Genomic DNA, 26,791 nt, shown 5'->3' on the forward strand with positions numbered 1-26,791 from the left:
TCCGTTCGGTTGGTGTCTTTTTGTGTTTTCTTGTGTTGGGCTGTGCGTCGGGGGGGGCGGGGGGGGGGGGGGCGGGGGCTGGGGCCACGTCCGGCCACTGCCGAGGCCCGCGGTCGGCGATCAGTCGAGGAAGTAGCCCATGTTGCCCTCGGTGATCTGGCCTTCGCAGTTCGGGTCGTAGGACTCCATGTGGTCACCGCTGCCCCGCACCACGCAGCGGTAGATCGGGTGGCTGCCGGCGACCGCGCCGTCGTGGGCGTAGCCGAGCAGGCCGACGCGGGTCTGGCCCTCGCAGTTCACGTCGTAGGAGGTGAAGTTGTCCCAGCCGACCGCGCAGCGGTACAGCGCGTGCGTGCCCGGGGCCTGGCTGGTCAGGAGGCGGCCCAGGGACGCCTCGGCCACGTAGCCCGACGGGGCGCCGGTGACCGACGTGAGGTGGTCGCGACCGCCGTAGTAGCGGACCGCCGTGACGGTCGACGGGCCACCGGTCGTCGGGCCGGTGAAGAGCAGGCGGTTCGGCGAGCCCGCGCCCGGGTTGGTGATCTTGTTCGGGGTCGAGGCGTCGACGAGCGCGGCGTGCACGGTCGCCGGCGCGTCACCGGGGTGCGTGGCCAGGTACAGCGCCGCGGCGCCCGCGACGTGCGGTGCGGCCATCGAGGTGCCGCTGATGGTGTTGGTGGCGGTGTCGCCGGTGTGCCAGGACGAGGTGATGTTCTGACCGGGCGCGAACACGTCGGTGCACGTGCCGTAGTTGGAGAACGACGCCCGCGCGTCGGTGTTCGTCGAGGCGTTGACGGTGACCGCCTCGCGCACCAGCGCCGGGCTGAAGCCGCACGCGTCGGCGTTGGAGTTGCCCGACGCGAGGGCGTACGTGACGCCGGAGGCGATCGAGTTGCGCACGGCCGTCTCCAGGGGCGCGGTGGCCGCGGAGGCGGTGGCGCCGAGGCTCATGTTCGCGACCGCGGGCTTGACGGCGTTCGCGGTCACCCACTCGACGCCGCTGATCACCTGGGCGAACGTGCCGGAGCCCGCGCAGTTGAGCACGCGCACGGCGACCAGCTGCACGCCCTTGGCGACGCCGTAGTGGCTGCCGCCGACCGTGCCCGCCACGTGCGTGCCGTGGCCGTTGCAGTCGGTGTTGGAGCCGTCCACGGCGTCGTAGCCCCACGACGCCCGGCCGCCGAACGTCGAGTGGGTGGTCCGGATGCCGGTGTCGAGGATGTACGCGCGCACGTTGGCCGCGGCCGTGTCGTAGCTGTAGGAGGAGTTCAGCGGCAGGTCGCGCTGGTCGATGCGGTCGAGCCCCCACGAGGGCGGGTTCGGCTGCGTGTCGACGGCCTGGACCCGGCCGTCCTCGCTGACCGACCGCACCGCCGGGTCGGCGGCCAGTCTTCTCGCTTCCCGTTCGCTCGCGGCGACGGCGAAGCCGCGTAACGCGTGCCGCCACGTGGCCGTGACCGTGCCACCGTGCTCGGCGGTGAGGTCGGCCGCCTGGGCCGCCACCTCGTCCTTCAACACCACCACGTAGTGCCCCGGCACGGCCGTGCCGGCGGCGGCGAGCCGGATGTCGCCCTCCGCCGCGCCCGCCGGTGGCGCGCCGACCAGGAGACCGGTGGTGAGCGCCACCGCGCCCACCACCCCGTTCACGAAGACCTTGCGCTTCATCGAAACCTCCGCAGGGTTGAGATCCGACCACCGAGCGTGACACGCGGGTCACGGGTGCGGGGCAGGCCGGTGCGGCAGCCCGAAGGGCGGCGGCACGCGGTCGCAACCACGCGCTGCCGAAGGGCGTCCGCGCTCGTCGTCATCCGCAGGGCACGCCTGGTTCGAACGGCCGGCCGCGCGTGGCGCGAATGGTCGTCGCGCGCCGCCCCGGCGTCACGTCCGGCCGTCGAGGCCGAACCTCTCCGCGAACGCCGCCAACTGCTCCCGCTGCTCACCGGGGTCCGCGCTGGTCGCGCTCACGACGACGCGGGTCACGCCCTGCTCGGCGAACGCCTCCGCCGTGTCCGTGGACATCTCGATGGAGCCCCACCGGGTGTAGTCCAACGCGTCCGGGTCACGACCGGCCTCGATCGCGGTCGAGCGCGCGAGGTCCCACTGGAGCGCGCGTTCGTCGGGCATGAGCATGCCGCCGGGGAAGTACCCGTCACCACGGCGCCCGGCCCGGCGCGCGGCGGCCCGGCTCGAACCGCCGACGTGGACGGGCAGGTGCCGGACGCCGAGCGGTTTCGGGAAGCTGCACAGGTCCTCGAAGGCGAAGAACTCCCCCGCGAAGCTCACGCCCTCCTCGCCGCCCTCCCACAGCAGCCGCAGCACGTCGATCGCCTCGTCGGCACGACGGCCGCGCGTGCCGAAGTCCACCCCGACCGCCCGGGCCTCGCCGGGCAACGTGCCCAGGCCCACGGTCAGCAACCGCATCCGGCCCTTCGACAGCACGTCGACCGTCGCCAGGCGCTTGGCCAGGACCACCGGGTGGTGGTACGGCAGCAGCAACACCCCCGTGCCGAGCAGGATCCGGCTCGTCGCCGCCGCGACGAACGCGAGGCAGTCGACCGGGTCGGCGTAGGGCAGCGCCGGCGGGATCTCGTGCGCGCCGACCGCGGCGCCGGGGTACACCGCGACGTGCTCCGGCAGGTACAACGCCTCGAAGCCGCACTCCTCGGCGTGCCGGGCGTAGGCGACGAGCCGGTCGGGGTCGACGCCGAAGTACGGCGTGCTGTAGCTGACGGCGAACTTCATCGGACAGTCCTCATGGACCCCGACGCTAGGCGTTGACGTCGACGTCAACGCAAGCCGACCGCGCTCACCTCTCGTTGCCGCGCTTGTAGTTGCCGGTCACCCGCGCCGACAACGCGCGACACCAACACCTGGCCGTCCTCGGCACCCGCCAGTCGAACGGGTCGTCTTCGAGTCCCACCGGCGGGTTCAGGTGCGCAGGATCGGCGGGTGCAGGACCGTGGCCGGGCCGCGGCGGTAGATGACGGCGGGACGTCCGCCGTTGCCGCTGGTGCGCTTGCCGGTGGCCACCAGGAAGCCGTCGACCCCGGTGACCTTGCGGTGGAAGTTGCGCGCGTCCAACTCCTCGGACCACACGATCTCGTAGACGCGCCGCAGCTCCGAGATCGTGAACTCGGGGTTGCAGAAGGCGGTGGCGAGCGTCGTGTACTCCAGCTTCGAGCGGGCCCGGTCGACCGCGTCGGCGATGATCTGGCCGTGGTCGAACGCGAGCCGCCGGCGGCGGCCGAGCACCCGGTCCACCGGCACCCACCGCGCCCGTTCGGCGTCACCGCCCGCGCTGGGCAGCGGCAGGTTCGGCACGATGGCCAGGTAGCAGACGGTGACCACCCTCATGCGCGGGTCACGGCCCGGTGCGCCGTAGGTGCGCAACTGCTCCAGGTGCAGCCCGGCCGCGTCGAGCCCGGTCTCCTCGGCGAGCTCCCGAGCCGCCGCGACGTCGATGTCCTCGTCCTCAGTGGACAGGAACCCGCCCGGCAGCGCGAGGCGGCCGCGGTACGGCTCGACGCCCCGGTTGACCAGCAGCACGTGCAGGCGTTCCGCGCGCACGGTGAGCACCGCGAGGTCGACGGCTATCGCCACCGTCGGGATCGTCCATGAGGCGCCCATCGCATCACCTTAACTTCTCGTCGTTGTGACGACAAATGGACCGACGGCGGCGGAACACCCCTCGGCCAACGACGTGCGGACGCCGACGGGCACGGACCGCGCCGGTAACCGTCAGGTTGACGAAAACCATGGGTCGGTCTTATCGTCAGACTGACGTCAAGGTTCGGACCCCTGTACCGCCGGCGCCTACCGTCGACCGGCCCCGCCCCGCCGACCGCGCCGTTTCCGCTGTCATCACATGCGCGCCCGGCCAGTGAACGGAGCAGAGCAGATGATCGTGGTCCTCACGGCGCTGGAGGTCGAGCGCGCTGCCGTCGTCCAGCACCTCGTCGACGTGCGGCCGCACCGACATCCCACCGGGACGATCTTCGAGCGCGGTGTGCTCGCCGGCCACCCCGACCACCACGTCGTGGTCGCCCTGACCGGCGCCGGCAACGGGGCCGCGGCCGTCATGACCGAACGCGCCCTCACCGAGTTCCAGCCGTCCGCCGTGCTGTTCGTGGGTGTCGCGGGCGGTCTGCGGGACTGGCTCCGCCTCGGCGACGTGGTCGTCGCCACCCGCGTGTACGGCTACCACGCGATGCGCAGCGAGGACGACGGCGACCACGCCCGACCCCGCGCGTACGAGACGGCGCACACCCTCGAGCAGACCGCCCGGGTGCTGGCGCGCACGCCGGCGTGGCGCTCCGGACTGCCCGCCGGCCAGGAGCCTCCCCAGGTCCACTTCGAGCCGATCGCGTCGGGCGAGGTCGTGCTCAACACGAGGACGTCGGCGACCGCGCGGCACCTGAGCCACCACTTCAACGACGCGGTCGCCGTGGAGACGGAGAGCGCGGGCGTCGCGCAGTGCGGCCACCTGCACGGCTCGACACCGACCATCACGATCCGGGGGATCAGCGACTTCGCCGACGGCGCGAAGGACGCGGCCGACCGCGGGGGTTCGCAGGAGCTGGCGGCGCGCAACGCGGCGCTGTTCATGCGCGTGCTGATCGCCGAGCTGTCGTCGACGCCGGACCAGCCGGACCCGCGCAACGGCAGCGGCAACGGCACGTCGGTCCACAACAGCGTGTCCGGCACGGCCAACTTCGCCATCCAGGCCGGGGTGATCAACGGAGGGGTCTGGTTCGGCGACTCCCCCGGGCCGGACCTCCTCGCCCTGGAACGGCTCACCACCGCCGTCGCGGAGGCCCGCCGGACCGACCGGCTGACGGTGGAGGCGTTCACCGGCGCGATGCTCGGCTTGGTGGACCTCCGCCACCAGGCGAGCACCGCGCCCACCGACACCACCCGCCTGCGGGCCCTGCGCGCCGGCCTCGCGGACCACTTCGCCGGTGATCCCGAACTGCTCGCCCTGCTCGCCCGGGTCTTCGGTGGCGCGCCGTGAGCCGGCAGGACGGCGAGCCCGAGGTCAGGAACACCGTCGAGGGCGACCACAACCGCGTCACGCAGGTGGGCGTGGTCAACGGTGGCGCGGTGTTCCACGGCGATTCGACGGTGTACCAGTTCACCAAGGACGACCCGCCCCAGCGCAAGTACGAGGTGGCGCGCAACCACCTCGCCGGCGGCTCGCCCAGGATCGCCGAGGGACTGCTGACCGAGGTGGTCCGGGCAGGCCTGTCGAGCACCGAGGTCGCCTACCACTACGCCCTGGCCACCCTGAGCGAGCGCTCGATCAACCAGCTCGGGTCGGCGCAGTTCGAGCAGATCAAGACGGCGTCGGGCATCGCCGACCGGTACGCCCACGACTCGTGGCGTGCCGCCCTCGACGTCATCCGCGACCTGATGGCGTGCGTGACCGCGCAGGAGCACGAGCGGGAACCCGACCGCGAGGCGCTCGACGAGGTGCTCGCCCGGTTCAACGTCCTGTCCAAGCAACGCCGCGAGGAGATCACGCGACACCTCGGCATGATCATCGGCGGCGCGATGCAGGACCGGCTGGACCGCGACAACTCCGAGGCGGTCGCCGAGGCCCGCGTCTCCGGCAACCGCTCCGAGCGGGCCTGGAAGTTCTTCGAGGCGACGCCCGCCGAACCCCGCCTCGTCACACCGTACGAGGACGGCCGGGTGCCGCTGCGCACGTGGGCCCTCACCGTGCTCGGCGGCGTCGTGCTGATCGGCGGGCTCCTCGTGCCGCTGAGCGCCGCGGCGCCGGGCGTGGCGGACGCGGTCGCGGCGTGGACCGCCTTGGCCGTCCTCGCGCAAGGGGCGACCGTGTGGCTGGGCGGGCGGGTCGTGGCGTCCCGCCGGCGCCGGCGGCGGCTGGAGGTGGAGCACGGTGGGCGCCGCGTCCCGGAAGCGGTGGAGAACCTGCGCCGGCTGGGCAGCAAGCGGTTCCGCGCCGACGTACTCGGGCTCATCGAGCGGGAGATCGACCGGAAGCACCCGGACAAGCACGTCGAGGGACGGCGGTGGAAGGACGACGCCAAGCGCAGCGGGCAGATGCTCTACCTGCGGCTGGTGCGCACCTACGGCTCGGTGATCCCCGACCCGGAGCACCGCGACGCCTACCGCCGTGCCGTCAAGCGCGAGATCAGCGCGTGGACGCTGCACTGGCTCGTCAGGATGCACGTCGCCCGTTGGGCGGACCGGTGGTCCGACGGCCGGTTCTTCGCCTTCCGCAAGGTCTCGCACGCCGAGGTGGCCCAGGGCGTGGCCGCGCTGCTGGGCGCGCTGGTCGCGATCATCGGTGTCGCCGGTGCCCACGCGGCCCTGGGCGAGTGGTCCGCGGTGACCTCGATCTGGGGCGCGACGGTGGCAGGCGTCGTGGTGGGCGGCACGGGCGGGGCGGACCTGGTCGGCCGGAAGCTGGCCCTGTCGCACGAGCGCGCCGAGTGCCAGGCGTTGTTGGAGGAGGAACGGGCGGAACGGGAGCGCTGCCTCGAACAGCTCGCCGACCGCCCCACGGACGCCGAGATGGCGCGGTGGTTCGACTTCGACAAGGCGCACCTCAAGGCCGTGGCCATGAAACGGGCCGGGCTGGCCAACCGGGACGTCATCGCGCACGTCGTCCTCACCGAAGGGCTGCCGCGGGCCAAGCGCGCCCGGGTGATCTACGGACCGCCCCGCTACTCCAACTACCTCGTGCTGGTGTTCCTCCTGACGGAGAACGGCGTGCGCGAGTTCCGGTTCGACCTGCAGTTCGAGATCGCCGCCGTGAGCAACGAACAGCGCGCGTCCTTCAGCTACGGCTCGCTGGTGCTCGTGGAGGTCAAGGAGGTGGGTGTGCAGTTCGCCGGCGAGAAGCGCACGATCGTCCTCGTCTGGGACAACGACGACACCACCCTGCTGGAATCGCGCCAGGGCACGGTGTTGAGCCGGGCACTGCACCTGTCGTTGCAGAACAGCCGCGACATCAGCCTGGTCGTGGAGAACTTCGAGGAGCTCAGCGACAAGGAGGAGAACCCGGAGCAGCTGGAGGAACTGGCCTTCGCCGCCTCCGGGATCACGTCGGCGCTGCGCATCCTGGAAGCCGTGGCGGTCGAGGGCCGCGAGTGGATCAAGGAGGAACGCCGCCGGCGCGACCGGGGCTTCGAGGAGTGGAAGCGCGCGGAAGGCCTCGACCCGTCCGCGCTGCGGGCCGCGCCGCACGCCGACGTGCTCGCGCTCGGGTCGGCCGAGGCGCCGGCGACCGAGGACCTCGGAGTCGACGACCTGCCGTTCGCGTCGCCGGACGACAACTGAGTCGAACGGACGGCCGGCAGCCAGGGCCACGCGGCCCTGGCTGCCGGCGAACGGTGGACCGCGTCGGCTACGCCAGCGTGATCGCGTACACCTCCACCCGCGGGTCGTCGGGCAGGGTCACGGAGTGCACCGCCTTGGCCGGGTCGAGCGGCAGGGAGAGGCCGAACAGGCGCACCGGCGGGCCGTCCACGCCCTGACCCGCCTTGATGCGGTGGGGCATCTCCAGCACCACCGTGCTGCCGGAGCCTGCCCAGTCGCCGACCGTCATGGCCGCCTCCGCCGTGCTGCCGTCGGCGTACCGGACGGTCACCGCCGTGGTCACCGGGCCGTTGTGCGACGCCGCCACGAGTCGCAGCGCCGAGTGCCGGCCGCCGGGCAGCAGCATCGCCTGCCCACGTGCCTCGACGAAGTTCGCCGCCGTGCCGGACGCGTCCGGCGCCTGGTAGGTCACGCCGCCCAGCACCACCGGGCCGGGTGCGGGCAGCAGCGCGGCGTCGTAACTCCAGCCCGAGCCGTCGAAGTTGCCCTGGTCGGACGCGGCGACGGTGGCCGTGCCGTCGTGGTTGAGCTCACCGGCCAGGTCGACCGCGCACTGCGCGCCCGCCACCGCGCACGTCGCCGCCTTCCGGACGTCCACCACCGCCTCGCGCACCACGGTGTTCGGCCCCGCGACGGTGACCCGCACCGGGTAGCGGCCGATCGGCGTGCCGGCCGGCACCGTCACCACCACCCCCACCGACCGCTGGGTCGGCAACCGGCCCGACTTGATCACCAGCTGCCCGGTGGTCGTCACCGACCAGCCGTCCGGCGCGGTCGCCGTGATGCCGACCGGCACCGTGCCGGGCGCCTGGACGAGCACGTCCAGGGTCAGCTCGACGGTCTGCGGCGCGTCCGCCGTCGGCACGACCGCCGACGCCTGGCGCAGCGACGCGTCCACGTGCCGCCGCCCGTCGGCCTGCGCGCGGTTGACCGACGGCGGCTCGGCGCCGGGACCGGTGCCCCAGGAGGACGGCGCGGTGCCGAGCCGGTGCGCCAACGTGCCGCCGCCCGCCACGGTGTCCCAGTCCAGCCACGTCTTGCGCACGTCCTGGCCGTTGAACGACACCTGCTGGACGTACCGGTTGGCGTCACTGGCCCCCGGCGCGGTGATGGTCAGCGTCTTCTGCCCCGTTCGGACGGTCGCGCCCGGGAACTGCGGGCTGGACAGCGCGAGGAAGTCGCCGCCGCTCATCGTCGGGTACAGGCCGAGCGACGAGAACACGTACCAGGCCGACATCGTGCCCAGGTCGTCGTTGCCGGTCATGCCGTCCGGACCGGTGGTGAACAACGTCATCGCCGCGCGCACCACGGTCGCCGTCTTCGACGGCGTGCCGGTGGACAGGTAGAAGTACGGCGCGAGCAGGTCGGGTTCGTTGTTCGGGTTGTACGTCGGCTTGCCGTAGTAGTCGTACGGCTGCGTGATCCAGTCCTCGCGCACGGTCCCGGCAGGGTCGGCGAGCAGCTCGTCGTAGGCGAAGAACGCGTCCAGCCGCTGCTCGGTCGCCCGCCGGCCGCCCATCAGCTGCACCAGGCCGTTCGGGTCCTGCGGCACCAGCCACTGGTACTGGAACGCGCCGCCCTCGTGGAACTGGTGACCGGCGTCGACCGGGTTGTACGGCGTCACCCACGTGCCCTCGGCCGTGCGGGGCCGGAAGTGGCCGGTCGAGGCGTCCCACAGGTTGCGGTACCACTGCCCGCGCTCGGCGAGCACACGCGCGTCGTCGTGCTTGCCCAGGCCGCGCGCCATGATGGCGAGCGACGCGTCGGACGCCGCGTACTCCAGCGTCGCCGACGCCGGGTGCACGCAGTCGTTGTCGCCGCCCTTGTGCGCGCAGTCGACGCCGAGCTTCAGGCCGGACGGGATGTAGCCGCGGTCGAGGTAGAAGTCCACACCGGACCGCCCGTTGTACGGCGAGTCGGCCGGCGGGACGCTGGTGGCGTTGCGCTTGAGCAGCTCGTACGCCTCTTCCTCGTGCCCGGCGAGCAGGCCCTTCGACCACGCCTCGACCAGGAACGGCGTCACCGGGTCACCGGTCATGATGTTGGTCTCGCTGTTGGCCAGCGCCCAGCGCGGCAACCACCCGCCGTCGCGGCCGCTCGCCACCACCGACAGGGCCACGTCCCGGGCGACCTCGGGTTCCAGCAGCTCCAACAGCTGGTTCTGCGGCCGGTAGGTGTCCCACAACGACAGGTTCTGGTAGGGCGTGAAGCCGTCCGCGACGTGCGCTCGCCCGTCGAAGCCCAGGTACCGGCCGTCCACGTCACCGGCCAGGTTCGGGTGCAGCAACGAGTGGTACAGCGCGGTGTAGAACGCGGTCCGCCGCTCCGGCGCGCCACCGTCGATCTTGATGGAGTCCAGCCGCCGCACCCAGGTCTGGTGCGCCCGGTCCTTCGTCGCGTCGAAGTCGTAGGAGTCGCCGGTCTCGGCGGCGAGGTTCTTCCGCGCGCCGTCCATCCCGGTGTAGGACAGGCCGACCTTGAGCACCACGTCCCGGTCGGCCGTGGCGTCGAAGGTCACCCAGGCGCCGTTGCCGCCCTGGCCCGCCGCGTCCGGCACGCCCGGCGCGCGGGTCGTGCCGCGCCACGTGCCGAAGCTCGCGAACGGCCGGTCGAACGTGGCGGTGAAGTACACGGTGTGCTCGTCGTGCCCGGCGCAGAACCGCCCGGCCTTGATCCGGCCCTCGACGGTCCGGTCGCCGACGACGTGCACCTCGGAGTCCAGCACCTGCTGGTTGGCCTTGCCGGTGTTGAACAGGACGTTCGCCTGCGTGCCCGCCGGGAACGTGTGGCGCTGCCAGCCGGTGCGCGGCGTGGCGGTCAGCTCGGCGTTCACGCCGTAGCGGGACAGCCCGACCCGGTAGTAGCCCGGACGCGCCTCCTCGTCGGCGTGCGAGTACTTCGACCGGTAACCGGCGGTGTCAACGTTGTCCACCGGGCCGGTCGTCGGCATGACCGGCAGCTCGCCCGCGACGCCGCAGCCGACGCCGGACAGGTGCGTCTGGCTGAAGCCGTGGATCTCCTGCTGCTCGTAGTCGTAACCGCCCTGGCCACCGGTGTCCGGGCTGACCTGCACCATGCCGAACGGCAGGCTCGCGCCGGGGAAGGTGTTGCCGAAGTTCTGCGTGCCGACGAACGGGTTCACCAAGGTGGTCGGGTCCACGTCGGCGGCAGCGGCGGGCGCCGCGACCACCGGTGCGCCCATGAGGGCCAGCGCGGCGGCGAGCAGGAGCGTGTTGCCTCGTCTGAGCGGCATCGGCAGGGTGACCTCTCTGGGTGACAACGTTGTCAGGCGACCCGCGTGCCCGGGTCACCGGCCTCGACTCTCGCGCACCACTCCCCCGGTCGTCCAGCCCTGCCGCACACCCTGACCGGTCAAATTCCGAACCGCGTGGCGTGCGGGCACGGCGGCGGTAGCTTGGGCGCGTGGCCGAGGACCGGTGGGACTTCTTCATCGCTTACGCCGGCCCCGACCGGGAGGCCGCGGCGACCCTGCACGACCTGCTCAGCCCCCTGTTCCGGGTGTTCCTCGACCACCGGAGCCTGCTGCCGGGCGACGATTGGGGCGCCCGGCTCTCCGCCGCGCAGGGCCGGGCCGCCGTCACGCTCGTGCTGATCTCCCCGCGCACGGACGCCGCCTACTACCAGCGCGAGGAGATCGCCAGGGCGCTCGACCTCGCCCGCCGCGAGGACGGCCACGAGGACGACCGCGGGCACGGCGCGCACCGCGTCGTGCCGATCCTGCTGGACGAGCCGGGCCTCACCGTCGACCTGCCGTACGGCCTGCGCCTCAAGCACGGCATCTCGGTCGCCGAGTCGGGCGGGCTCACCGGTGTCGCCGATCGCCTGACGAGCGCGCTGCGGTCCCGGCTGGCCATGTCGGCGGCGGAGATCCGGCGGCGGCACGTCGCCCGTGCGGCGGTCCGGCGGGCCGTCCGCCTCGTGCCGACCGCGAGCTTCGACCGGGACGGCCGGCTCGGGCTGCCCGCTCGCGCGTACGTGGTCATCGGCGACCACGACGAACAACGCCACCGCACGCTGCGGCAGGTGCTGTCCAACCTGCTGATCGGCGACGCCTTCGACCGGGTCGAGAACTCCGACGTGCCGTGGACGGCCCTCACGTTCGAGGTCGGCGACCTGAACCGGCGCAAGCTCGACCTGATGCCGGGCACCTGGAAGGCCGCGTTCCGCATCCTGTCCGACCCGAGGCGCGCGGCCCGCTTCACCGCGACCGAGGAGGAGCTCGCCGCCCTCGGCCGCCCGCCGCGCGACTACTACTCCCCCGACCAGTCCCGGTGGTACGGCAGCTGCACGACAGGGGAACGCCGGTACACCCCGCACGGCGCCGACCACTTCCTGTACGACGTGCTCGGCATCGACGACCTCTGCTTCGACGGCAGCGGCATCACGCCGTCGACCGGGACGCCGTCGAGGGTGTTCTTCGTGCGCAACGTGCCGCTGTCCACGATCACCTACCGGGTCCGGCACCTCGGCCGGCCGGGGGACGACGTCGTCCTGGACTAGGCACGACAGGCAAGCCCTCACTTGCAGGCAAGCCGTCACTTGCCTATGGTGGGGTCGTGGCGGAGGAACTCTTCAAGGCGCTGGCCGACCGCACCCGTCGACGCATCCTCGACGAGCTGGTCGAACGCGACGGCCAGACCCTGTTCGAGATCTGCGCGCGGCTGCTGACCAAGTACGACCTCGGGCTGACCAGGCAGGCGGTCAGCCAGCACCTGGCCGTGCTGGAGGCGGCGGGCCTGGTCCGGTCGCGGCGCGAGGGCCGCTACAAGTTCCACGAGTTGAACACCGAACCGCTCGAGCTCATCGTGACACGGTGGCTCAGGCCCGAAGCACCGGAGAACACCCCATGAGGATCCACCTGTCCAGCGTCTTCGTCGACGACCAGGCCAAGGCCCTGAGCTTCTACACCGACGTGCTGGGCTTCGTGAAGAAGAACGACGTCCCGGTGGGCGAGGACCGCTGGCTGACCGTGGTCTCGCCCGACGATCCCGACGGCACCGAACTGCTGCTGGAGCCCAGCGGCCACCCCGCGGTGAAGCCGTACAAGGACGCGCTGGTCGCGGACGGCATCCCGGCCACCGCCTTCGCCGTGGACGACGTGCGCGCCGAGTACGACCGGCTGCGCGGGCTCGGCGTCCGGTTCACCCAGGAGCCCTTGGAGATGGGCCCCGTCGTCACCGCGGTGCTGGACGACACCTGCGGCAACCTGATCCAGATCGCCCAGTACAAGTAGGCCCTGCCCGGACCACGCGACACCGGCCGGTCAAAAGGCAGTTCGGGCCGGTGTCGCGAGCCTGTCCGCGTCGCGGTGTCGATGAGGCCGCTGCGGCCACCACTTCCGGGGGAAGAGCATGACTGAGTACCGCGGCTACGCGGCGAGACAGAGGTTCCGCTCCGACGTCGCCCAGTCGCCGGACGGCGCAACCGTCGCGTACGCCGCCGACATCGACGGGCAGCACCACCCGCACGTGGCGCCTGTGCCCGGCGGGCCGAGCTCGGCGACTTCGAGCACGCGGTGGCACGCCGGGATGGCCCGCCCGGTTGGCGACGCCTCCGAGAGCCGGTCGGCATGACGGCGCGCGGCTTGCTGCTGCTGGACGTGGACGGACCGCTGAACCCGTACGCCGCGAACCCGCACCGCCGCCCCGCCGGCTACCGGACGTTCCGGCACACCCGGCGCGGGACCTGGCACTCCGGCCGTGACGCGCGCCGGTACAAGGGGTTGCGGGTGTGGCTGAACCCCGAGCACGGCGCCCTGCTCCGGGCGTTGGCCGAGGACACCGGCCTGGAGCTGGTGTGGGCCACGACGTGGATGCACCTGGCGAACGCGCTCGTCGCGCCCGCCATCGGTCTGCCCGCGTTGCCGGTGATCGAGTTCCCGGACTTCGACGACGGGTGGCGCCCCGACGGGGACTGGAAGTGGCGGGCCGTCGCGGGTTACGCGGACGGGCGGCCGCTGGCGTGGTTCGACGACGAGCACGACGTCGGGTACGACGACGCTCGGGCGTGGTTCGTCCGGCACCGGGCGGGCGTGCCGACCAACCTGTGCCACGTCGACCCCCGCCGCGGGCTGGGACCCGAGCACCTGGACGACGTCCGGGCGTGGGCCGCGACCATCCGGTAGGTCCACAGTGGACGGCCGGTGGACCGTTCCGCCGGGAGGTAGCCTGGGTGATCGGGACACGACGGGCAGGAAGGGGTTGCCGTGCCGGGACTTCGGCGGATCGCGCTGATCGGGGTGCTGCTGGCGTCCCTCGGAGCGTGCACCGAGGCGCCCACCACGACTCCCCCGACGACGGAGCGTTCCACCGGCACGCCGGCCGGCGAGCGCGTGTACGTGTCGTTGGGCGACTCCTACGCCACGGGCTACCGGCCGCCGAACGCGCCCGCCGGCGGCGACGGCTTCGCCTACCTCGTCGCCGAGCGGTCGGACCTGCGGTTGATCAACCTAGCGTGCAGCGGCGCCACGTCCGCGCAGCTGCGCGCCGAGCCCGGCTGCGCGCCCGGCAACCGGGGCCCCGGCGCGCCGGACCCCGCCGGCCGCACCCAGCTCGACGCGGCCGTGCAGGCGCTGCGCGAGCACCGGGGGCGCATCGGCCTGGTGACCGTGGTGATCGGTGGCAACGACCTGGCGCCGTGCGCGCAGGCGCGGGACGCGTTGACGTGCGCGTCCCAGGCGGTGGCCGCCGTCCGGACCAACCTGGCCGCCACCCTGCCCGCCCTGCGCGAGGCCGCCGGCGACACCCCGATCGTGGGCCTGACCTACCCGGACGTGTTCCTCGGCGCGTGGGTCTCCCCCGCGTTCCCGAACGGCCAGGACCTCGCGCGCCTGTCGGTGTCGCTGTTCCGCGACTTCTTCAACGCCGCCCTCAAGTCCGAGTACGAGAAGGTCGGGGCGCGGTTCGTCGACGTCACCGCGACGACCGGCGGCTACGGCCCGTTGACGGAGACCACCCAGGACCCGGTCTACGGCGCGATACCGACCCCGGTGGCGAAGGTGTGCGAGCTGACGTACTTCTGCGAGCACACCGACGTGCACCCCACGCCCGCCGGCCACGAGGCGATCGCCACCGCCGTGCTCGCCGCCCGCTAGCGCTCACGTCCGCCGAACGCGGCGCGCACCCGCCGACCGGCCAACCGCACCGGCTCGACCACCGACTCGCGCACCCACCGCACCGGAGCGACCACGACGGCGCGCCACACGTGCCTGATCGCGCGGCCGACGGGCGCCAGCACCACCCGGTAGACCCACCGGACCGGCGGCACGACCACCGCGCGGAACACCCGCCCCAGCAGCCGCCAAGCCCAGACCAGGGCGTCCCCGGCCACCCGCGCGACCATCGCCAACCCCCGCCCCACCAGGCGGAACGCCCAGCCCAGCGCCCTCGCGAAGAGCCGCACCAGCCACCAGAGACCCCGCGCGACGCGCACGACCACTTCGCGCCACAACCACCGCGCGGGCCCCACGACGAGCGTCCGCCAGCACCACGCCAGCGGCCGGCGCACCACCACCCGCAGCACCCACCCGACCGCGCCGACGACCCGGCGCACGAAGTCCTCGACGGCCACGTCCGCCGTCCGCAACCACCGGCCGACCGGCGCGAACACCCGGCCCAGCCCGCGACCGGCGGGTCGCAGCACGAATCGCGCCAAGGCCCGGAACACCCACCGCACCCCGGCGCCCACCACCGCGAGCACCCGGTCCACCGCACGGAAGACGGCCCGCAGCACCACCCCGAGCGGCCTGAACACGAACCGCACCAGCGTCCTGCCGACCCACCGCAGCGCGGAGCCGAGCGCGCCCACCACCCACCGCACCCCGGCCCCGAGCGGCACGAGGACCCACCGCCGCACCCACCGACCCATCGCGCGAACGACGGCCCAGACCCACCTGGCCACCGCCGCCAACGGACGCAGCACGGCCCGGCCGACGACCTTCAACCACTCCCACGCCACCCGCACCGGCACCACGATCACCACGGCGACGGCACGTGCCACCCACACCGCCCAACGCGGCGGCTGCGGCTGCTCTTCGATCTCGTTCCCCCCGTTCACACCCACTTGAACGCGCCGCCGCGGCGCGCGGTGCCGTCCCACCTCACCAGAACACGAGCGGTCGTCACCGGTGCGCGGTCCGTCACGGGCGTCCACGTATCGTTGCGCGGTGTTCGATCGCATCAAGGGCAACGCCCGTGCCGCGGAACTGCTGGCGACCGTCTTCGACTTCGACCTCGACCGGGCCGAGCACGGGGAACCCGTGTGGCCGTCGTGGGACGGCGAGTTCCGCCCCGTCGCCGGTGACGCGGCGGGCGGCACGTTCTACGCGTGCGGCGGGCCCGTGCTGTACGCGAGCTCCGAAGGTGAGGCGGGCGTCCTCGCCGCCGACCCGACCGCCGCGATCCAGCTGGTCGTCGGCGTGCCGACGTGGCACGACGTGGTGACGCGGGCACCGGACCTCGACGCCATGCGCGCCGCCTTCGCGTCGACCCTCGCCGAGTTCCTCGAGCACGAGCCGGACCTCGACCGGCACCAGGCCGAGGTCTCGGCGGAACTCGGCCTCGACCGCGTCCCCGTCGACGAGTTGCTGATCCGGCTGCGCGCCGCCCTGACCGAGCTGTCGCCCGACTTCCGGCTGCTCAACGAGGAAGGCGAGGAGTACGACCCCCTCTAGTTCTCTCGACCGGTGGTGTTCCAAGGCCGCCCGGTCACCTTCGAGACCGTCGCCCGCGCTCTCGGGCAGCACCGGGCAGTCGGGGCCGCCCGAGAAAGGAAACCGTTGACCCCACAGGATGATCAAGAGCGCCTGTTGGAAGCGCCACGCCTGCGTCTCGACCGCGCTCGACGGGACCGCTCGACCTGGGCGGAACTGGCGTTCGCCCCGGCGCGCAACGACCAAGGGCACGCCTACGACCTCAACAGAGAGGCGAGGTTCGGCGTGCTGTGGGCACTGCAGTACGACCGGAGGCCGCAGGACCTGCCGCTGCTGAGGTTCCTGCTCCAGCAGGAGATCAGCCGCTACCGGCAGACCGTGCCGTCGGGTCTGGCCCCGGACTTGCAGCTGGCGGGTTTCCTGGTGGCCGAGCACCGCCGACTCGACGACGTGTGGCTGCACTGGCAAGCCAAGAACATCAGCTTCGACACCGCGCTCGGCTACCGCGCCCACCACCTGTTGACGGCAGGTGTCGACGCGACGGTGGAGGCCGTGCGGTCCAGCTCCCACCCGGATCGGGAACGCATCCTGCACGAGATCGCCAGTCCGCGGAATCCGGACGGCACACCCCACTACACCGACGCCGTCGTCGAAGAGTGGCTGGAGGCCCAACGGGCGCGCTTCCCGTCGGATCCCGCCGCCGAGAGCCTGCGGACCTGGGCCAACCACGCGACCCGCCTCGGCGAGCACGACGCGTCCCGCCGCTTCCTGCTCGCGTGGGCCGACCACCAGCCCCGCACCGAGCACACCCTCAACACCCTCCAGTTCCACCTCGCCCAGCTCGGGTTCCTCGACGAGGCGATCGAGGTGCAGAAAGAAGCCGTCGCCGTGGCAGGACCGGGCTGGACGAGGGCCGTCGGGTTGCTCACCCTCGTCGAACTACAGCGGAGATCCGGCGACTTCACCCACGCGTGGGAAACGCTGCGCGAATGCGCCGGCGCCATGCCTTCCGACCGGTCCTCGAAGGAAGCGGGGCTCTGGCGGCACTTCGTCAGGGCGCACTTCCAGCTCGTCCCGATGGCGCCCGACCGCGCCACCGCCCGGACGGTCCTGGCGGAAGGCGACCGGCAGATGCACGGCGTCTCCCGGCTGTGGATGGACCGCGTGCTGGACGCCGCGATCACCGCCGTCGAGCACGTCGGAGACCTCCGGATGCGCGCCCGCTACCTGGCGATCCGGGAGGCCGAGCTCCGCGCACGCGAGCAGGAGATGACGAAGGCCGGCAGCCGCGAGACCACCGCGGGGATCGAGGACGATCGCGACACCACCAGCACCTGAAGCTCACGCGGAACAGCCACGCCACCAGAACTCGGCAATGCTGGACAAGGCATCGAGAGGCTGACGATCGGCCGCCGTCCGACACGCGCCCACTCTCAGGGGAACGCGGCCTCGTCGCCGGGCAAGGTCTCAATCGCAGCGGCGCAAGGCATCCGCCACGAGTCGGTCCGCGACCTCGTCCCAGTCGGCCCGCCGGTCCGGCGTGGTCTCGTCGTCGGCCGTCCGGGCGATCTCGTCCAGCACCTCGGGCAGGTCCGCGATCCCGGTGTCGTGCCCGGCGTAGCGGCGCAGGGTGTCCGCGGCGTGGTAGCGGACCAGGTACTCCGGATCGCGGGCCGCCTGGCTGAGGGCCTCGACCAGCCGTGGGGTCGGGGCGAAGTCGGCGAGGGCGGTCGCCGCGGCGAACCGCACGCGCTCGCCCAGGTCCGAGGCCAGGACCGAGACGATCGGGTCGGCCCACGACTCGTCACCGGTCAGCACGCGCAGCGCTTGGGCGACGCGGACCAGGAGAGGTCCTGCCGCACCCGACGCCGCGTCACGCAGCAGCGCCACCGAGCCCTCGGGTGCCTTCCCCCCGGCGGCGAGCACGGCGATCGACCACGCGGCCACCGGGTCACCGGCTCGGACGCCCGTCGTCACCATCCGCGCCACCTCGGCCGGAGCGGTGCCGGCCAGGTCGAGCAACCGGGTGAACCGGGGCCCGTCGTGCGCGACCAGGTGAGGAGCGCCGAACACCCTCCTCCGCCACCGGACCCACGCGCGGACGGCGACCATGAGCAGCCCCTCTCGACCGAGCAGCGGCCGATCCGGCTCATCCCCCGGCCGGTGGAACCGGATCGTCGGCGCGAGCACCAGGTGGACGAGCACAGCGTCCCACGCCGAGGCCCGAGCCGGGGGCACGTCCCGGGCCGAACCCGGCAGCGCGGCGAGGGTGCGCCGCGCCGCCCCGGGCTCAGCCCCAGGCGCCCGCCACCTGCTTGGTGGCCGCGTTGAGGCGGTTCCACACGTTCACCGTGGCGATGGCGACCAGCAGGGCCGAGAGCTCCCGCTCGTCGTAGTGCTTCGCGGCCTCCTGCCAGACCTCGTCCGACACGGGTTCGGGCCGGTCGGACAGCCGGGTCACGGCCTCGGCCAGCGCCAGCGCCGCCCGCTCCGCCTCCGTGTAGTACGGCGTGTCCCGCCAGGCGCCGACCGCGAAGATCCGCTCGTCGGACTCACCCTGCTTCCGCAGGGCCTTCCCGTGCATGTCGACGCACACGCCGCACCCGTTGATCTGCGACGCGCGCAGGTTGACCAGCTCCAGCAGCGACTCCGGCAGCCCGACCCGCGTGGCGGTCTCCCCCAGCGCGAGCAGCGCCTTCATCGTGCCGGGCACCGTCGCGGCGGGGTGGTTCATGCGTGGTTCCACGTCGTTCGCTCTCCTCTTCCATCGTCCTCGCTCGCTCTGTCACCGCCCTGACGAATGGGACGCGGACGATGTGACCGCGATCGACGACGACCCTGCCGACGCGGTCCCGGCGACCGGTCACGCTGCGGTTGCGGGTGGCAACGGTCTGTGGTCCTCTGGGCGGCGAGTTCGGCGCGCAGAGAGTGGACGAAGCCGGTGGATGATGTGCCTCAGGTCGTCTGGTGGCTGACGATCGCCGCGATCGCCGGCCTGCTCCTGTTCGACTTCGTGGCGCACGTGCGCAAGGCGCACGCGCCGAGCCTGCGCGAGGCGGCGCTGTGGTCGGCCCTCTACGTGGGGATCGCGATCCTCTTCGAAGTCGGGGTGTTCGTCTTCGGCGGCCCCAAGATGGGCACGGAGTACTTCGCCGGGTACGTGACGGAGAAGGCCCTGTCGGTCGACAACCTCTTCGTCTTCCTGATCATCATGTCCAGCTTCAAGGTGCCCCGCGCCGACCAGCAGAAGGTCCTGCTGTTCGGGATCGTCTTCTCGCTGATCGCCCGCACCGGCTTCATCCTGCTGGGCGCCGCGCTCATCAACCTGTTCGCCTGGGTCTTCTACCTCTTCGGCCTGATCCTGCTGATCACCGCCGGCAACCTGCTCAAGCCGGAGGGCGAGGACAGCCACTCGGCGGACAACATCGTCATCCGGGTCGCCCGGAAGCTGTTCCACACCACCGACACCTACGACGGCGACCGGCTGTTCACCACAGTGGACGGTCGGCGGGCCATGACGCCGATGCTGCTGGTGATGGTCGCCATCGGCGGCACGGACATCCTGTTCGCGCTGGACTCCGTCCCGGCCATCTTCGGGCTGACGCAGAACGTCTACCTCGTGTTCACCGCCACCGCGTTCTCGCTGCTGGGGCTGCGCCAGTTGTACTTCCTCATCGACGGGCTGCTGAACCGGCTGGTCTACCTCGCCTACGGGCTGGCGGTGATCCTGGCGTTCATCGGCGTGAAGCTCATCCTGCACGCCCTGCACGAGAACAACGTGCCGTTCATCAACAACGGGCAGCCGGTCCACGTGGTGGAGATCAGCACCGGGCTGTCCCTGAGCGTGATCATCGGCGTCCTGTTCGTCACCGTCGTCGCCTCCATGACCAGCCCGTGGGGCCGGGCGCAGAACGTGATCGCCTCGGCCCGCCGGCACGCCGTCGAGTACCTGGACATCGAGACGGACCCCGCCCGCCGCAGAGAGGTCTTCGACGCGCTGCTCGCCGAGGAAGCGACGCTCAAGCAGCTCCCGGAGAAGTACCGCGCCCGGATCCGGGAAGAGGAGAAGCTGATGACCCTGCTCAAGCGCGCACACGAGGCGCACGCCAGGACCTAGCCCGGTGGGCGGTCACCCTCGCGGTCCGTTCCGCCGTCGGTCCCGCGCGCGTCCCGGCCGCCGAGGCGGTGGGCGGCACGGGCCAGCGCGTGGCCGGCCACCGGCGAGGTGAGCACGACGAACGCGATCGCGAGCACGGCGAAGGTGATGATCGTCGCGTCCTCGGTCGCGATCGAGGACGCCAGGATCGCGATCACCCCGGGTCCGGTGGCCAGTCCCTGGGCGTGCAGCTGGACGAAGGTGTCGGGCAGCCGGAGGACGCCGGCGAGGCTGACCGTGAGCAGCACCAGGCCCAGCAGGAGCAGTGCGCCCCCGAGCACGTCGAGCAGGACCGAGATCATCCGAACGGACCTCCCGAGTCGAGGTAGCGGGCCGCCGCCACGGTGGCGATGAAGGACAGCAGGGCCAGGGCCACCGCCGCGTCCAGGTAGTAGGCCTGCCCGCGCAGGTAGGACAGCAGGGCCAGGAGCGCGATGACGATCGTCGCGAGGAGGTCGAGCGCCACGACGCGCTGGAGCACGTCCCGGGCGCGGACCAGCGACAGTCCGCCGGCGACCAGCAGCAGCGTCACCCAGAAGAGGGCGGGGACGACGATGACGGCGGGCACGGCGGTCAGGGGAAGACGCGGCGCTGGCGCCGCCGGTAGGAGTCGAGCTGGGCGGCGACCACGGCCTCGGGGTCCCGTGCGTCGAGCACGTGCAGCAGCATCCGCCCCCGCTCCTCGTCGACCTCGACCACCACGGTGTCCGGCACGAAGCCGACCCGCACCGCCCAGGCCGCGGCCGGCACGGGCCCGGTGCGGGGTATGGGTACCTCGACGAGCCCGGGGGCGGTCGAACCCCGGCGGACGAGGGTGACGGCGGTCTGCCAGGTGCCGACCACCAGGTCGACCAGCGTCCCGCCGATCAACGCCGGCACCCCCGCGAGCCGGCGGCCCAGCTCCGCGAGCGGGGTCCGCGGCGGCCCGTTCGGGCGGACCCGCCCGGCCACGACGACGAGCGAGGTGGACAGGAGGAGTCCGATGAGGACGTCCCCGGGCCGCAGGCTCGTCAACGCCAGCAGGTAGACCGAGGTGAGCGCGACGACGCGCAGCAGCAGGCTGATCATGGCGACCTCCGTGGTCATTCGGTGTCCCCGGCCAGCAGGGCGTCGACCGCCTGGCCGCTGAGCAGGAGCAGCGGCTCGGGCCACAGCCCGGCGGCGAGCACCAGCAACGCCAAGGCCGCCGTGAACAGCCGCTGGGGCAGTGGGCTCGCCGCACCCGTCGCCCGCGGGTCGGGACGCCAGAACCGGCGCTGGTACACCTGGAACATGTAGACGAGGGAGAGGGCGCTGCCCACCAGGAGCAGCACGACGAGGGCGACGCTGCCGGCCGCGATCCCGGTGCGGAACAGCTCCAGCTTGCCGATGAACCCCGCCGCCGGCGGCACGCCCGCCACGCTGAGCGCTCCGACCGCGAACGCCGCCGCGACCACCGCGCCCCGCACCCCCGAGGCCAGGAACAACAGCGCCTTGTTCAGCGAGTTGATCACGCTGTAGAGCACGGCGGCCATCAGCCCGACGGGCCCGCCGACGCCGAGGGCGACCAGCACGTACCCGACCTGCCCGATCGCGGAGTAGGCCAGCGTCTCGGCGGCGTCGCCGCGGGCGACCGCCAGCACCCCGCCGTAGACGATCGAGGCGGCGCCCAGGACGACGAGCGCGACGCCGGCGAGCCGCAACTGCTCGGGGAACAGGTCGGCGCCGAAGCGCAGCAGGCCGTAGGCGCCGATGTTCGCCACGGCGCCGCTGAGGACGGCAGCGACCGCGGGGCGGGCGCCGGCGTAGACGGTGGGCAGCCAGAAGTGGAAGGGGAACAGGCCGAGCTTCACGCTGAACGCGATGAAGAACCCGGTCGCGATCAGGACCGCCGCGTTGGGGTTGACCGCGAGCATCCGGGCGGCCACCTGGTCCATCGCCAGCGCGCCGGTCACCCGGTAGGCGCCCGCCACGGACAGCAGGAAGGTGAACGAGCCCAGCAGGTTGACCGCGGTGAACACCAGCGCCGCCCGCAGCTGGCGCCGCTTGCCACCGTAGGCGCTGAGCGCGTACGAGGCGGTCATCGCGAGCTCGAAGAAGACGTAGAAGGAGAACACGTCGGCCGTGACGAACAGTCCGGTCAACCCGGCGCCCAGCAGCACGACCAGGCCGGGGAACGTCCGCGACCGCACCCCGCCCGCCGCCTCGTGCCCGGCCGCGGCCACCAGGACGAGCACCGACAGCAACGCGAAGGCGACACCCAGGGCGTCCGCGCGCAGCACGATGCCCACGCCCGCGGGCCAGCCGCCCGTCACGACCTGCCGATCACCCCCGGCGAACACGTCCGCCGCGAGCACGCCCAGCACGGCGAGGGTGACCGCGAGCGACGCGACCGCGAGCCAGGCGACCGCCCGCCGCCGCCCGTCCAGCGCCACGAGCACGGCGCCCGACACCCAGGGCACGAGGAGGACGGTCGACAGCAGCATCAGCGGGCCCGCCCGCGCTCGGCCCGCAGCTCGTCGGCCAGGAGGGCCTCGGTCTCCTCGCGGTCGGCCTGCCGCTCTCGCTCCAGGCCCGCCGCGTGCCGGGCCTCGGTCGCGGCCAGCTCGTCCTGCTCGGCGGTCCGGAAGACCACGATGGCCCGGTGCACCAGGGCGAGCAGCAGCGCCACCGTGGCGAGCCCGATGACCAGCGCGGTCAACGCCAGCGCCTGCGGCAACGGGTCGCTGACGTCGTCGCCGGGGACCACCGCGATCGCCGCCCGACCGCGGCTCAAGCCGGCGGCGATGATCGTGACGACGGCGCTCTGCGAGATCAGCATGATGCCCGCGACCATGCGGATCAGGTCGCGCTTGAGCAGCAGGTAGGCGCCGGAGCCGAACAGGACGGCCGCGGCGACGGCGACGGCGAGGATCACCGCTTCCCCTCCCCCAGCGGCCGTGCGAGCTGGTGCACCAACGTCGTCAGCACGCCGACGACCAGCATGAACACCCCGAGGTCGAGCAGCAGGGGGGTGAACAGCTCCAGCGCGCCGATCTTGGTGACGTGCTCGCCCGGGCCGGGGCGGTGGGTCACCGGCGGCTCGCCGAGCGCGAGGGGGAAGAACCCGCTCGCGAGCGCCAGGAGCAGGCCGCCGACCGCGAGCTTCGGCGCGTGGCGCAGCGCCGGCAGGGCCGACTCGGCGCCCTCGGCCCCGAACGCCACGTAGATCAGCGCGATCGCCAGCGCGACGACCACCCCGGCCGCGAACCCGTCGCCGACCTCGGCGTACCCCTTGACGATCAGGGCGGCGGCGACCATCAGGCCGGGGCCGGGCAGCAGCCGGGCGACGACCCGGACCACCGAGTCCGGCGGCGCGTCCACGCCGTCCGCGCTCACCACAGCCTCCCGCGCCGCATCAGGGTGGCCACTCCGACCACCGCGACCAGCAGCACCGTGATCTCGACCAGCGTGTCCAGGCCGCGGAAGTCGGCGACGATCACCGTGACGACGTCACCGCCGTGGGCGGCGGGGGTGAGCCGGACGTGCTCGGCGGAGACGCTGTCCGGCGCGGGCTGGGACAGGAACCCCCACACCGAGGCGAAGACGGCGAGCCCGGCGACGACACCGGCCGGCCCGTCCCGCCGGCGCCGCCGGGGGCGGACCCGCACGACCGCGTCCCGCACCGGGCCCTCGTCGGGCATCCGGGCCAGCGCCGCGACGAAGACCAGGGTGAGCATGGTCTCGACCACGACGGCCACCAGCGCCACGTCCGGGGCGCCGACCAGCGCGTACACCGCCGCCAGCGCGAAGCCGACCACGGCGAGGGCGAGCGCGACGGTCAGCCGCGAGCGGACCCTGGCGACCACCAAGGTCGCGATGACGACCAGCGCCAACAACGGGAGGATCAGCCAGTCGGCGCCCGCCACCACGCCGACCGCGTACGCGCCGGTCGTCGGAGTGGCGGCGAACGCGAGGCCGACCACGAGGCCGGCCGGCACCAGCACCGCGGCGATGCTGGTGCGCAGGTCCTTCACCTCCCGGTCGTGCACTGCGGCCGACACGCGGTCCAACGCGTGCAACGTCGCCTCGTAGGCCCGCCGGGGACCCCACCGCTCCCCCGCCGCGGCCACCGCCCGCACCACCGGGTCCACCACCCGCGGCAGGGCCAGCAGCAGCCCGCCCAGCACCCAGGCGGCGACCGCCATCACGTTCTCCGGCCGGAGGTCGAAGTGGTAGCCGGGTGCGATCGTGACCGGTCCGCCGGTCGAGACGCCGGCCGCGTCGGAGGCCAGCCGCGCGAACGGCTCCACGACCAAGCCGCCGAACACCGCGACCGCCGCCAGGATCACGACCGGTGCGACGAGCAGCCCGGAGGCCGGACCGACCTGCCCGCGCGGCGGCCCCAGGAACAGCCCCAGCCAGAACCGCCCGATGTAGGCGAACGTCAGGGTCGCCGCGACGACGGCCACCACCGCGGTCACCGGACCGTGCCGCAACGCGGCGGTGTAGAGCAGCTCGTCCTTGAAGAACCCGATCGTCAGCGGCAGCGCGGCCAGCGTCGCCGCCGCCACCCCGGCCGCCACCGCCAGCACCGGCGCCCGGCGCCCGAGCCCGCCCAGCCGGGACAGCCGGTCCTCGCCGGTCGTCATCGTCACCGTCCCGGCGGTCATGAACAGGGCGCTCTTGGCCACCGCGTGCGCCAGCACGTAGAACGCCGCCGCGCCGTTGCCCTCGGCTCCGCCCATCCCGTACAACATGACCAGGTAGCCGTACTGCGAGATGGTGGAGTAGGCGAGGAGCTGCTTGAGCACGTCCTGCCGCAGCGCCAACACCCCGCCCACCACCACCGACACCGCGCCCACGACCACGAGCCCGGTCAGCACCGGCTCGCTGCGGGCCAGCAGCGGGTGCACGCGCCCGATCACCAGCACGCCCGCCGCGACCATCGCGGCCGAGTGCAGGTAGGCCGACACGGGCGTCGGCGCCGCCATCGCCCGCGGCAGCCAGAAGTGCAGCGGGACCTGCGCGCTCTTGGCCAGCGCGGCCACCGCCAGCAACGCGGCCGCCGACGTCGTGGTCGCCGAGGAGTCGGCGCGGGCCAGCAGCTCGGGGATCGAGAACGTCCCGTGCACCGAGTAGAGCAGCACCGCGGCGACCAGCATCGCCACCGCGGCGACCACCGTGACCAGCAACGCCATCAACGCCGCGGTCCGCGCCGCCCGCTCGGACCGGTCGAAGCCGATGAGGAAGTACGAGCACACCGCGGTCAGGTCGAAGAAGACGAACACCAGCACGAGGTCCTGCGCGGTGGCCAGCCCCACCATCGCCGCCGCGAACAGCGCCATCCACGGCCAGAACCGCCACCGCTCCACCGCCGAGCGGCGCTGGTGCTCCAGGTGCAGGGTCAGGTAACGGGTGCCGTAGGCGAAGACGAGGGCGCCGACACCGGTGGCCAGCAAGCCGTAGAGCACGGCGAGGCCGTCGAGCGCGAAGCTCAGCCGCAGGTCCAGGCTGGACGCCCAGGGCACCGAGACCGCGCCACCGCCGGCCAACCCGCCGAGCAGGCACAGCAGGAACCCGGCGACCGCCGCGGCGCACGCCAGCCAGCCCAGCCGGTCCGCGCCCGGTCCGGGGTGCCGCTCACCCGCACCGCGGGTTCCCGGACCACCGCGAACGACGACCACGGGCAACTCCTCCGGCTGGAAGTCGAGTCGTCCGCAACGTACGGGATGCCGACCTGATCCGCAGACGTCGCAAGCCCGCCGGGGTGGGGTGACCAGTCGTCACGCCACCCCGTGTCCACCGAACCGGTGACACGACGCGCACCCGATCGCACCGGAAGTCCAAGGTGGAGGGTCGCCCGAACCACCGGCGGTGCGTGACCGGCTCTCGACGTCCACCCGAACGTGTAGGCCGATCGGACCGACGCGATGGCGGACGACCCGTGCCCGTGCCATCGTGCGACCGGACCCGCTCCGGCCGGCCGCACGACACCTGCGCGCCCGCCACCGCTCCGACCGGAGCCGGGCGGGCGCCGGCGGGTCAGTCCTGAGGAGTGAGCACGACGACGGGGAACTCCCGGTCGGTCTTCTGGGAGTACTCCTCGTACAGCGATAACATGCTCGTCATCCGGGCCCAGAGGGCCTCGCGCTCGGTCGGGGACGCGACCCGGGCGTGCGCGGTGAACCGACGGCTGCCGACCTGCACCCCGACGCTCGGGTCCGCCTGGAGGTTCCTGAACCACGACGGGTCCCGGTCGGAACCGCCGTCGGAGGCGACGACGACGAACTCCTCGCCCACCGTGCCGTAGATGAGGCACGTGCGACGCGGGATGCCGGACTTGCGACCGGTGGTGGCGAGCACGAGGACGTAGACGCCGTTCATCTCGTGCCCCTCGGCGCCGTCCGAGGCCAGGTACTTGCGCGTCTGCTCGGCGATCAGGTCCGTTGGCGAGTCGGTGGCGCGGTCGAGGTCATCGGCGACAGCCATGGAGAACGGTCCTCTCTGGAACGGAAGTCTGGTGCGAAGCGCTGCGCGGAGATCCACGTCAGTCGATCCGCTCGGCCAGGGTAGCGATCATGAGAGGTCGGCGACGGCGTTCTCCACCGGCCTTCCGGGGAGCGGGCCACGACGGGTCGGGCGAAGGTGCAGCCCAC

The 26,791-nt window shown here is 72.8% G+C and carries 26 protein-coding genes; 11 read left to right on the forward strand and 15 right to left on the reverse strand.

The genetic code is table 11. The features are described 5' to 3' along the window. Positions 1-120: 120 nt before the first annotated feature. From AB0I91_RS38695 to AB0I91_RS38705, 3 genes are all read right to left on the reverse strand, one after another. Positions 121-1,665, reverse strand: a complete 1,545-nt coding sequence (locus AB0I91_RS38695; protein WP_499641289.1) for a S8 family peptidase — start codon at positions 1,663-1,665, stop codon at positions 121-123. A gap of 213 nt (positions 1,666-1,878) precedes the next feature. After that, complete coding sequence (locus AB0I91_RS38700) at positions 1,879-2,742, reverse strand: TIGR03619 family F420-dependent LLM class oxidoreductase (RefSeq protein ID WP_499619133.1); 864 nt, start codon at positions 2,740-2,742, stop codon at positions 1,879-1,881. A 186-nt stretch (positions 2,743-2,928) separates the two neighbouring features. Next, positions 2,929-3,627, reverse strand: a complete 699-nt coding sequence (locus AB0I91_RS38705; RefSeq protein WP_498781055.1) for an NUDIX hydrolase — start codon at positions 3,625-3,627, stop codon at positions 2,929-2,931. A gap of 271 nt (positions 3,628-3,898) precedes the next feature. Here AB0I91_RS38705 and AB0I91_RS38710 point away from each other — a divergent pair, with 271 nt between their 5' ends. Together AB0I91_RS38710 and AB0I91_RS38715 are read left to right on the forward strand one after the other, a co-directional pair. Then, on the forward strand, positions 3,899-5,011 hold the full coding sequence (locus AB0I91_RS38710) for a 5'-methylthioadenosine/S-adenosylhomocysteine nucleosidase family protein (RefSeq protein ID WP_498781053.1): 1,113 nt from the start codon (positions 3,899-3,901) through the stop codon (positions 5,009-5,011). After that, complete coding sequence (locus tag AB0I91_RS38715; protein ID WP_499641291.1) at positions 5,008-7,308, forward strand: hypothetical protein; 2,301 nt, start codon at positions 5,008-5,010, stop codon at positions 7,306-7,308. Before AB0I91_RS38710 ends, AB0I91_RS38715 begins: the two co-directional genes overlap by 4 nt. A gap of 67 nt (positions 7,309-7,375) precedes the next feature. On the opposite strand, the gene AB0I91_RS38720 is transcribed toward AB0I91_RS38715, so the two are convergent. Beyond that, the gene (locus AB0I91_RS38720) at positions 7,376-10,600 is read right to left on the reverse strand and encodes a GH92 family glycosyl hydrolase (protein ID WP_499641293.1); all 3,225 of its coding nucleotides are present in this window, start codon (positions 10,598-10,600) and stop codon (positions 7,376-7,378) included. 170 nt (positions 10,601-10,770) lie between these two features. On the opposite strand from AB0I91_RS38720, the gene AB0I91_RS38725 reads away from it, so the two are divergent. The 6 genes from AB0I91_RS38725 to AB0I91_RS38750 all read left to right on the forward strand — a co-directional run bounded on the left by AB0I91_RS38725 (position 10,771) and on the right by AB0I91_RS38750 (position 14,461). Beyond that, a complete protein-coding gene (locus AB0I91_RS38725; protein ID WP_499641295.1) occupies positions 10,771-11,868 on the forward strand; it encodes a toll/interleukin-1 receptor domain-containing protein in 1,098 nt (365 codons plus the stop codon). 56 nt (positions 11,869-11,924) lie between these two features. Next, a complete protein-coding gene (locus AB0I91_RS38730) occupies positions 11,925-12,218 on the forward strand; it encodes an ArsR/SmtB family transcription factor (RefSeq protein ID WP_230565331.1) in 294 nt (97 codons plus the stop codon). Next, positions 12,215-12,601: a VOC family protein gene (locus AB0I91_RS38735; protein WP_498781059.1), complete on the forward strand. Its 387-nt coding sequence runs from the start codon at positions 12,215-12,217 to the stop codon at positions 12,599-12,601. Before AB0I91_RS38730 ends, AB0I91_RS38735 begins: the two co-directional genes overlap by 4 nt. A 118-nt stretch (positions 12,602-12,719) precedes the next feature. After that, positions 12,720-12,941, forward strand: coding sequence for a hypothetical protein (locus AB0I91_RS38740; protein ID WP_498781047.1), 222 nt, complete (start codon positions 12,720-12,722; stop codon positions 12,939-12,941). After that, complete coding sequence (locus AB0I91_RS38745) at positions 12,938-13,492, forward strand: HAD domain-containing protein (protein ID WP_498781045.1); 555 nt, start codon at positions 12,938-12,940, stop codon at positions 13,490-13,492. Before AB0I91_RS38740 ends, AB0I91_RS38745 begins: the two co-directional genes overlap by 4 nt. Positions 13,493-13,573: 81 nt before the next feature. After that, entirely contained in the window at positions 13,574-14,461 is an 888-nt protein-coding gene (locus AB0I91_RS38750) for a GDSL-type esterase/lipase family protein (protein ID WP_498781043.1), read from the forward strand. Here the strand turns inward: AB0I91_RS38750 and AB0I91_RS38755 are convergent. Further along, on the reverse strand, positions 14,458-15,423 hold the full coding sequence (locus AB0I91_RS38755; RefSeq protein ID WP_499641297.1) for a hypothetical protein: 966 nt from the start codon (positions 15,421-15,423) through the stop codon (positions 14,458-14,460). The two genes, AB0I91_RS38750 and AB0I91_RS38755, sit on opposite strands and share 4 nt — an antisense overlap. A gap of 109 nt (positions 15,424-15,532) precedes the next feature. On the opposite strand from AB0I91_RS38755, the gene AB0I91_RS38760 reads away from it, so the two are divergent. Next, entirely contained in the window at positions 15,533-16,039 is a 507-nt protein-coding gene (locus AB0I91_RS38760) for a hypothetical protein (protein WP_499617681.1), read from the forward strand. 135 nt (positions 16,040-16,174) lie between these two features. Then, positions 16,175-17,356, forward strand: coding sequence for a hypothetical protein (locus AB0I91_RS38765; protein WP_499641299.1), 1,182 nt, complete (start codon positions 16,175-16,177; stop codon positions 17,354-17,356). Positions 17,357-17,485: 129 nt separating this feature from the next. Here the strand turns inward: AB0I91_RS38765 and AB0I91_RS38770 are convergent, their stop codons facing one another. After that, positions 17,486-18,223: a HEAT repeat domain-containing protein gene (locus AB0I91_RS38770; protein ID WP_499641302.1), complete on the reverse strand. Its 738-nt coding sequence runs from the start codon at positions 18,221-18,223 to the stop codon at positions 17,486-17,488. 85 nt (positions 18,224-18,308) lie between these two features. Further along, on the reverse strand, positions 18,309-18,764 hold the full coding sequence (locus AB0I91_RS38775) for a carboxymuconolactone decarboxylase family protein (RefSeq protein ID WP_499617678.1): 456 nt from the start codon (positions 18,762-18,764) through the stop codon (positions 18,309-18,311). A gap of 195 nt (positions 18,765-18,959) precedes the next feature. Between AB0I91_RS38775 and AB0I91_RS38780 the strand changes: the two genes are divergently transcribed. Beyond that, positions 18,960-20,135, forward strand: coding sequence for a TerC family protein (locus tag AB0I91_RS38780; protein WP_499641304.1), 1,176 nt, complete (start codon positions 18,960-18,962; stop codon positions 20,133-20,135). Here AB0I91_RS38780 and AB0I91_RS38785 read toward each other — a convergent pair. The 8 genes from AB0I91_RS38785 to AB0I91_RS38820 all read right to left on the reverse strand — a co-directional run bounded on the left by AB0I91_RS38785 (position 20,132) and on the right by AB0I91_RS38820 (position 26,624). Beyond that, positions 20,132-20,476, reverse strand: a complete 345-nt coding sequence (locus tag AB0I91_RS38785; protein WP_498781031.1) for a cation:proton antiporter — start codon at positions 20,474-20,476, stop codon at positions 20,132-20,134. The genes AB0I91_RS38780 and AB0I91_RS38785 overlap by 4 nt on opposite strands. Next, entirely contained in the window at positions 20,473-20,742 is a 270-nt protein-coding gene (locus AB0I91_RS38790; protein WP_498781030.1) for an MrpF/PhaF family protein, read from the reverse strand. The genes AB0I91_RS38785 and AB0I91_RS38790 overlap by 4 nt, the downstream gene beginning before the upstream one ends. 5 nt (positions 20,743-20,747) lie before the next feature. After that, complete coding sequence (locus AB0I91_RS38795; protein WP_498781028.1) at positions 20,748-21,260, reverse strand: Na+/H+ antiporter subunit E; 513 nt, start codon at positions 21,258-21,260, stop codon at positions 20,748-20,750. Continuing rightward, positions 21,257-22,639: a complex I subunit 5 family protein gene (locus tag AB0I91_RS38800; protein ID WP_499641307.1), complete on the reverse strand. Its 1,383-nt coding sequence runs from the start codon at positions 22,637-22,639 to the stop codon at positions 21,257-21,259. The genes AB0I91_RS38795 and AB0I91_RS38800 overlap by 4 nt, the downstream gene beginning before the upstream one ends. Further along, the gene (locus AB0I91_RS38805) at positions 22,639-23,070 is read right to left on the reverse strand and encodes a sodium:proton antiporter (protein ID WP_498781026.1); all 432 of its coding nucleotides are present in this window, start codon (positions 23,068-23,070) and stop codon (positions 22,639-22,641) included. Before AB0I91_RS38805 ends, AB0I91_RS38800 begins: the two co-directional genes overlap by 1 nt. Next, complete coding sequence (locus tag AB0I91_RS38810) at positions 23,067-23,531, reverse strand: MnhB domain-containing protein (RefSeq protein ID WP_499617675.1); 465 nt, start codon at positions 23,529-23,531, stop codon at positions 23,067-23,069. The genes AB0I91_RS38805 and AB0I91_RS38810 overlap by 4 nt, the downstream gene beginning before the upstream one ends. Further along, the gene (gene mbhE / locus AB0I91_RS38815; protein WP_499641309.1) at positions 23,528-25,819 is read right to left on the reverse strand and encodes a hydrogen gas-evolving membrane-bound hydrogenase subunit E; all 2,292 of its coding nucleotides are present in this window, start codon (positions 25,817-25,819) and stop codon (positions 23,528-23,530) included. Before mbhE ends, AB0I91_RS38810 begins: the two co-directional genes overlap by 4 nt. A gap of 358 nt (positions 25,820-26,177) precedes the next feature. Further along, the gene (locus AB0I91_RS38820) at positions 26,178-26,624 is read right to left on the reverse strand and encodes a nitroreductase family deazaflavin-dependent oxidoreductase (protein WP_499641311.1); all 447 of its coding nucleotides are present in this window, start codon (positions 26,622-26,624) and stop codon (positions 26,178-26,180) included. Positions 26,625-26,791: the final 167 nt, after the last annotated feature.

This window comes from Actinosynnema sp. NPDC049800 (assembly GCF_040656635.1).
Lineage (GTDB): Bacteria > Actinomycetota > Actinomycetes > Mycobacteriales > Pseudonocardiaceae > Actinosynnema.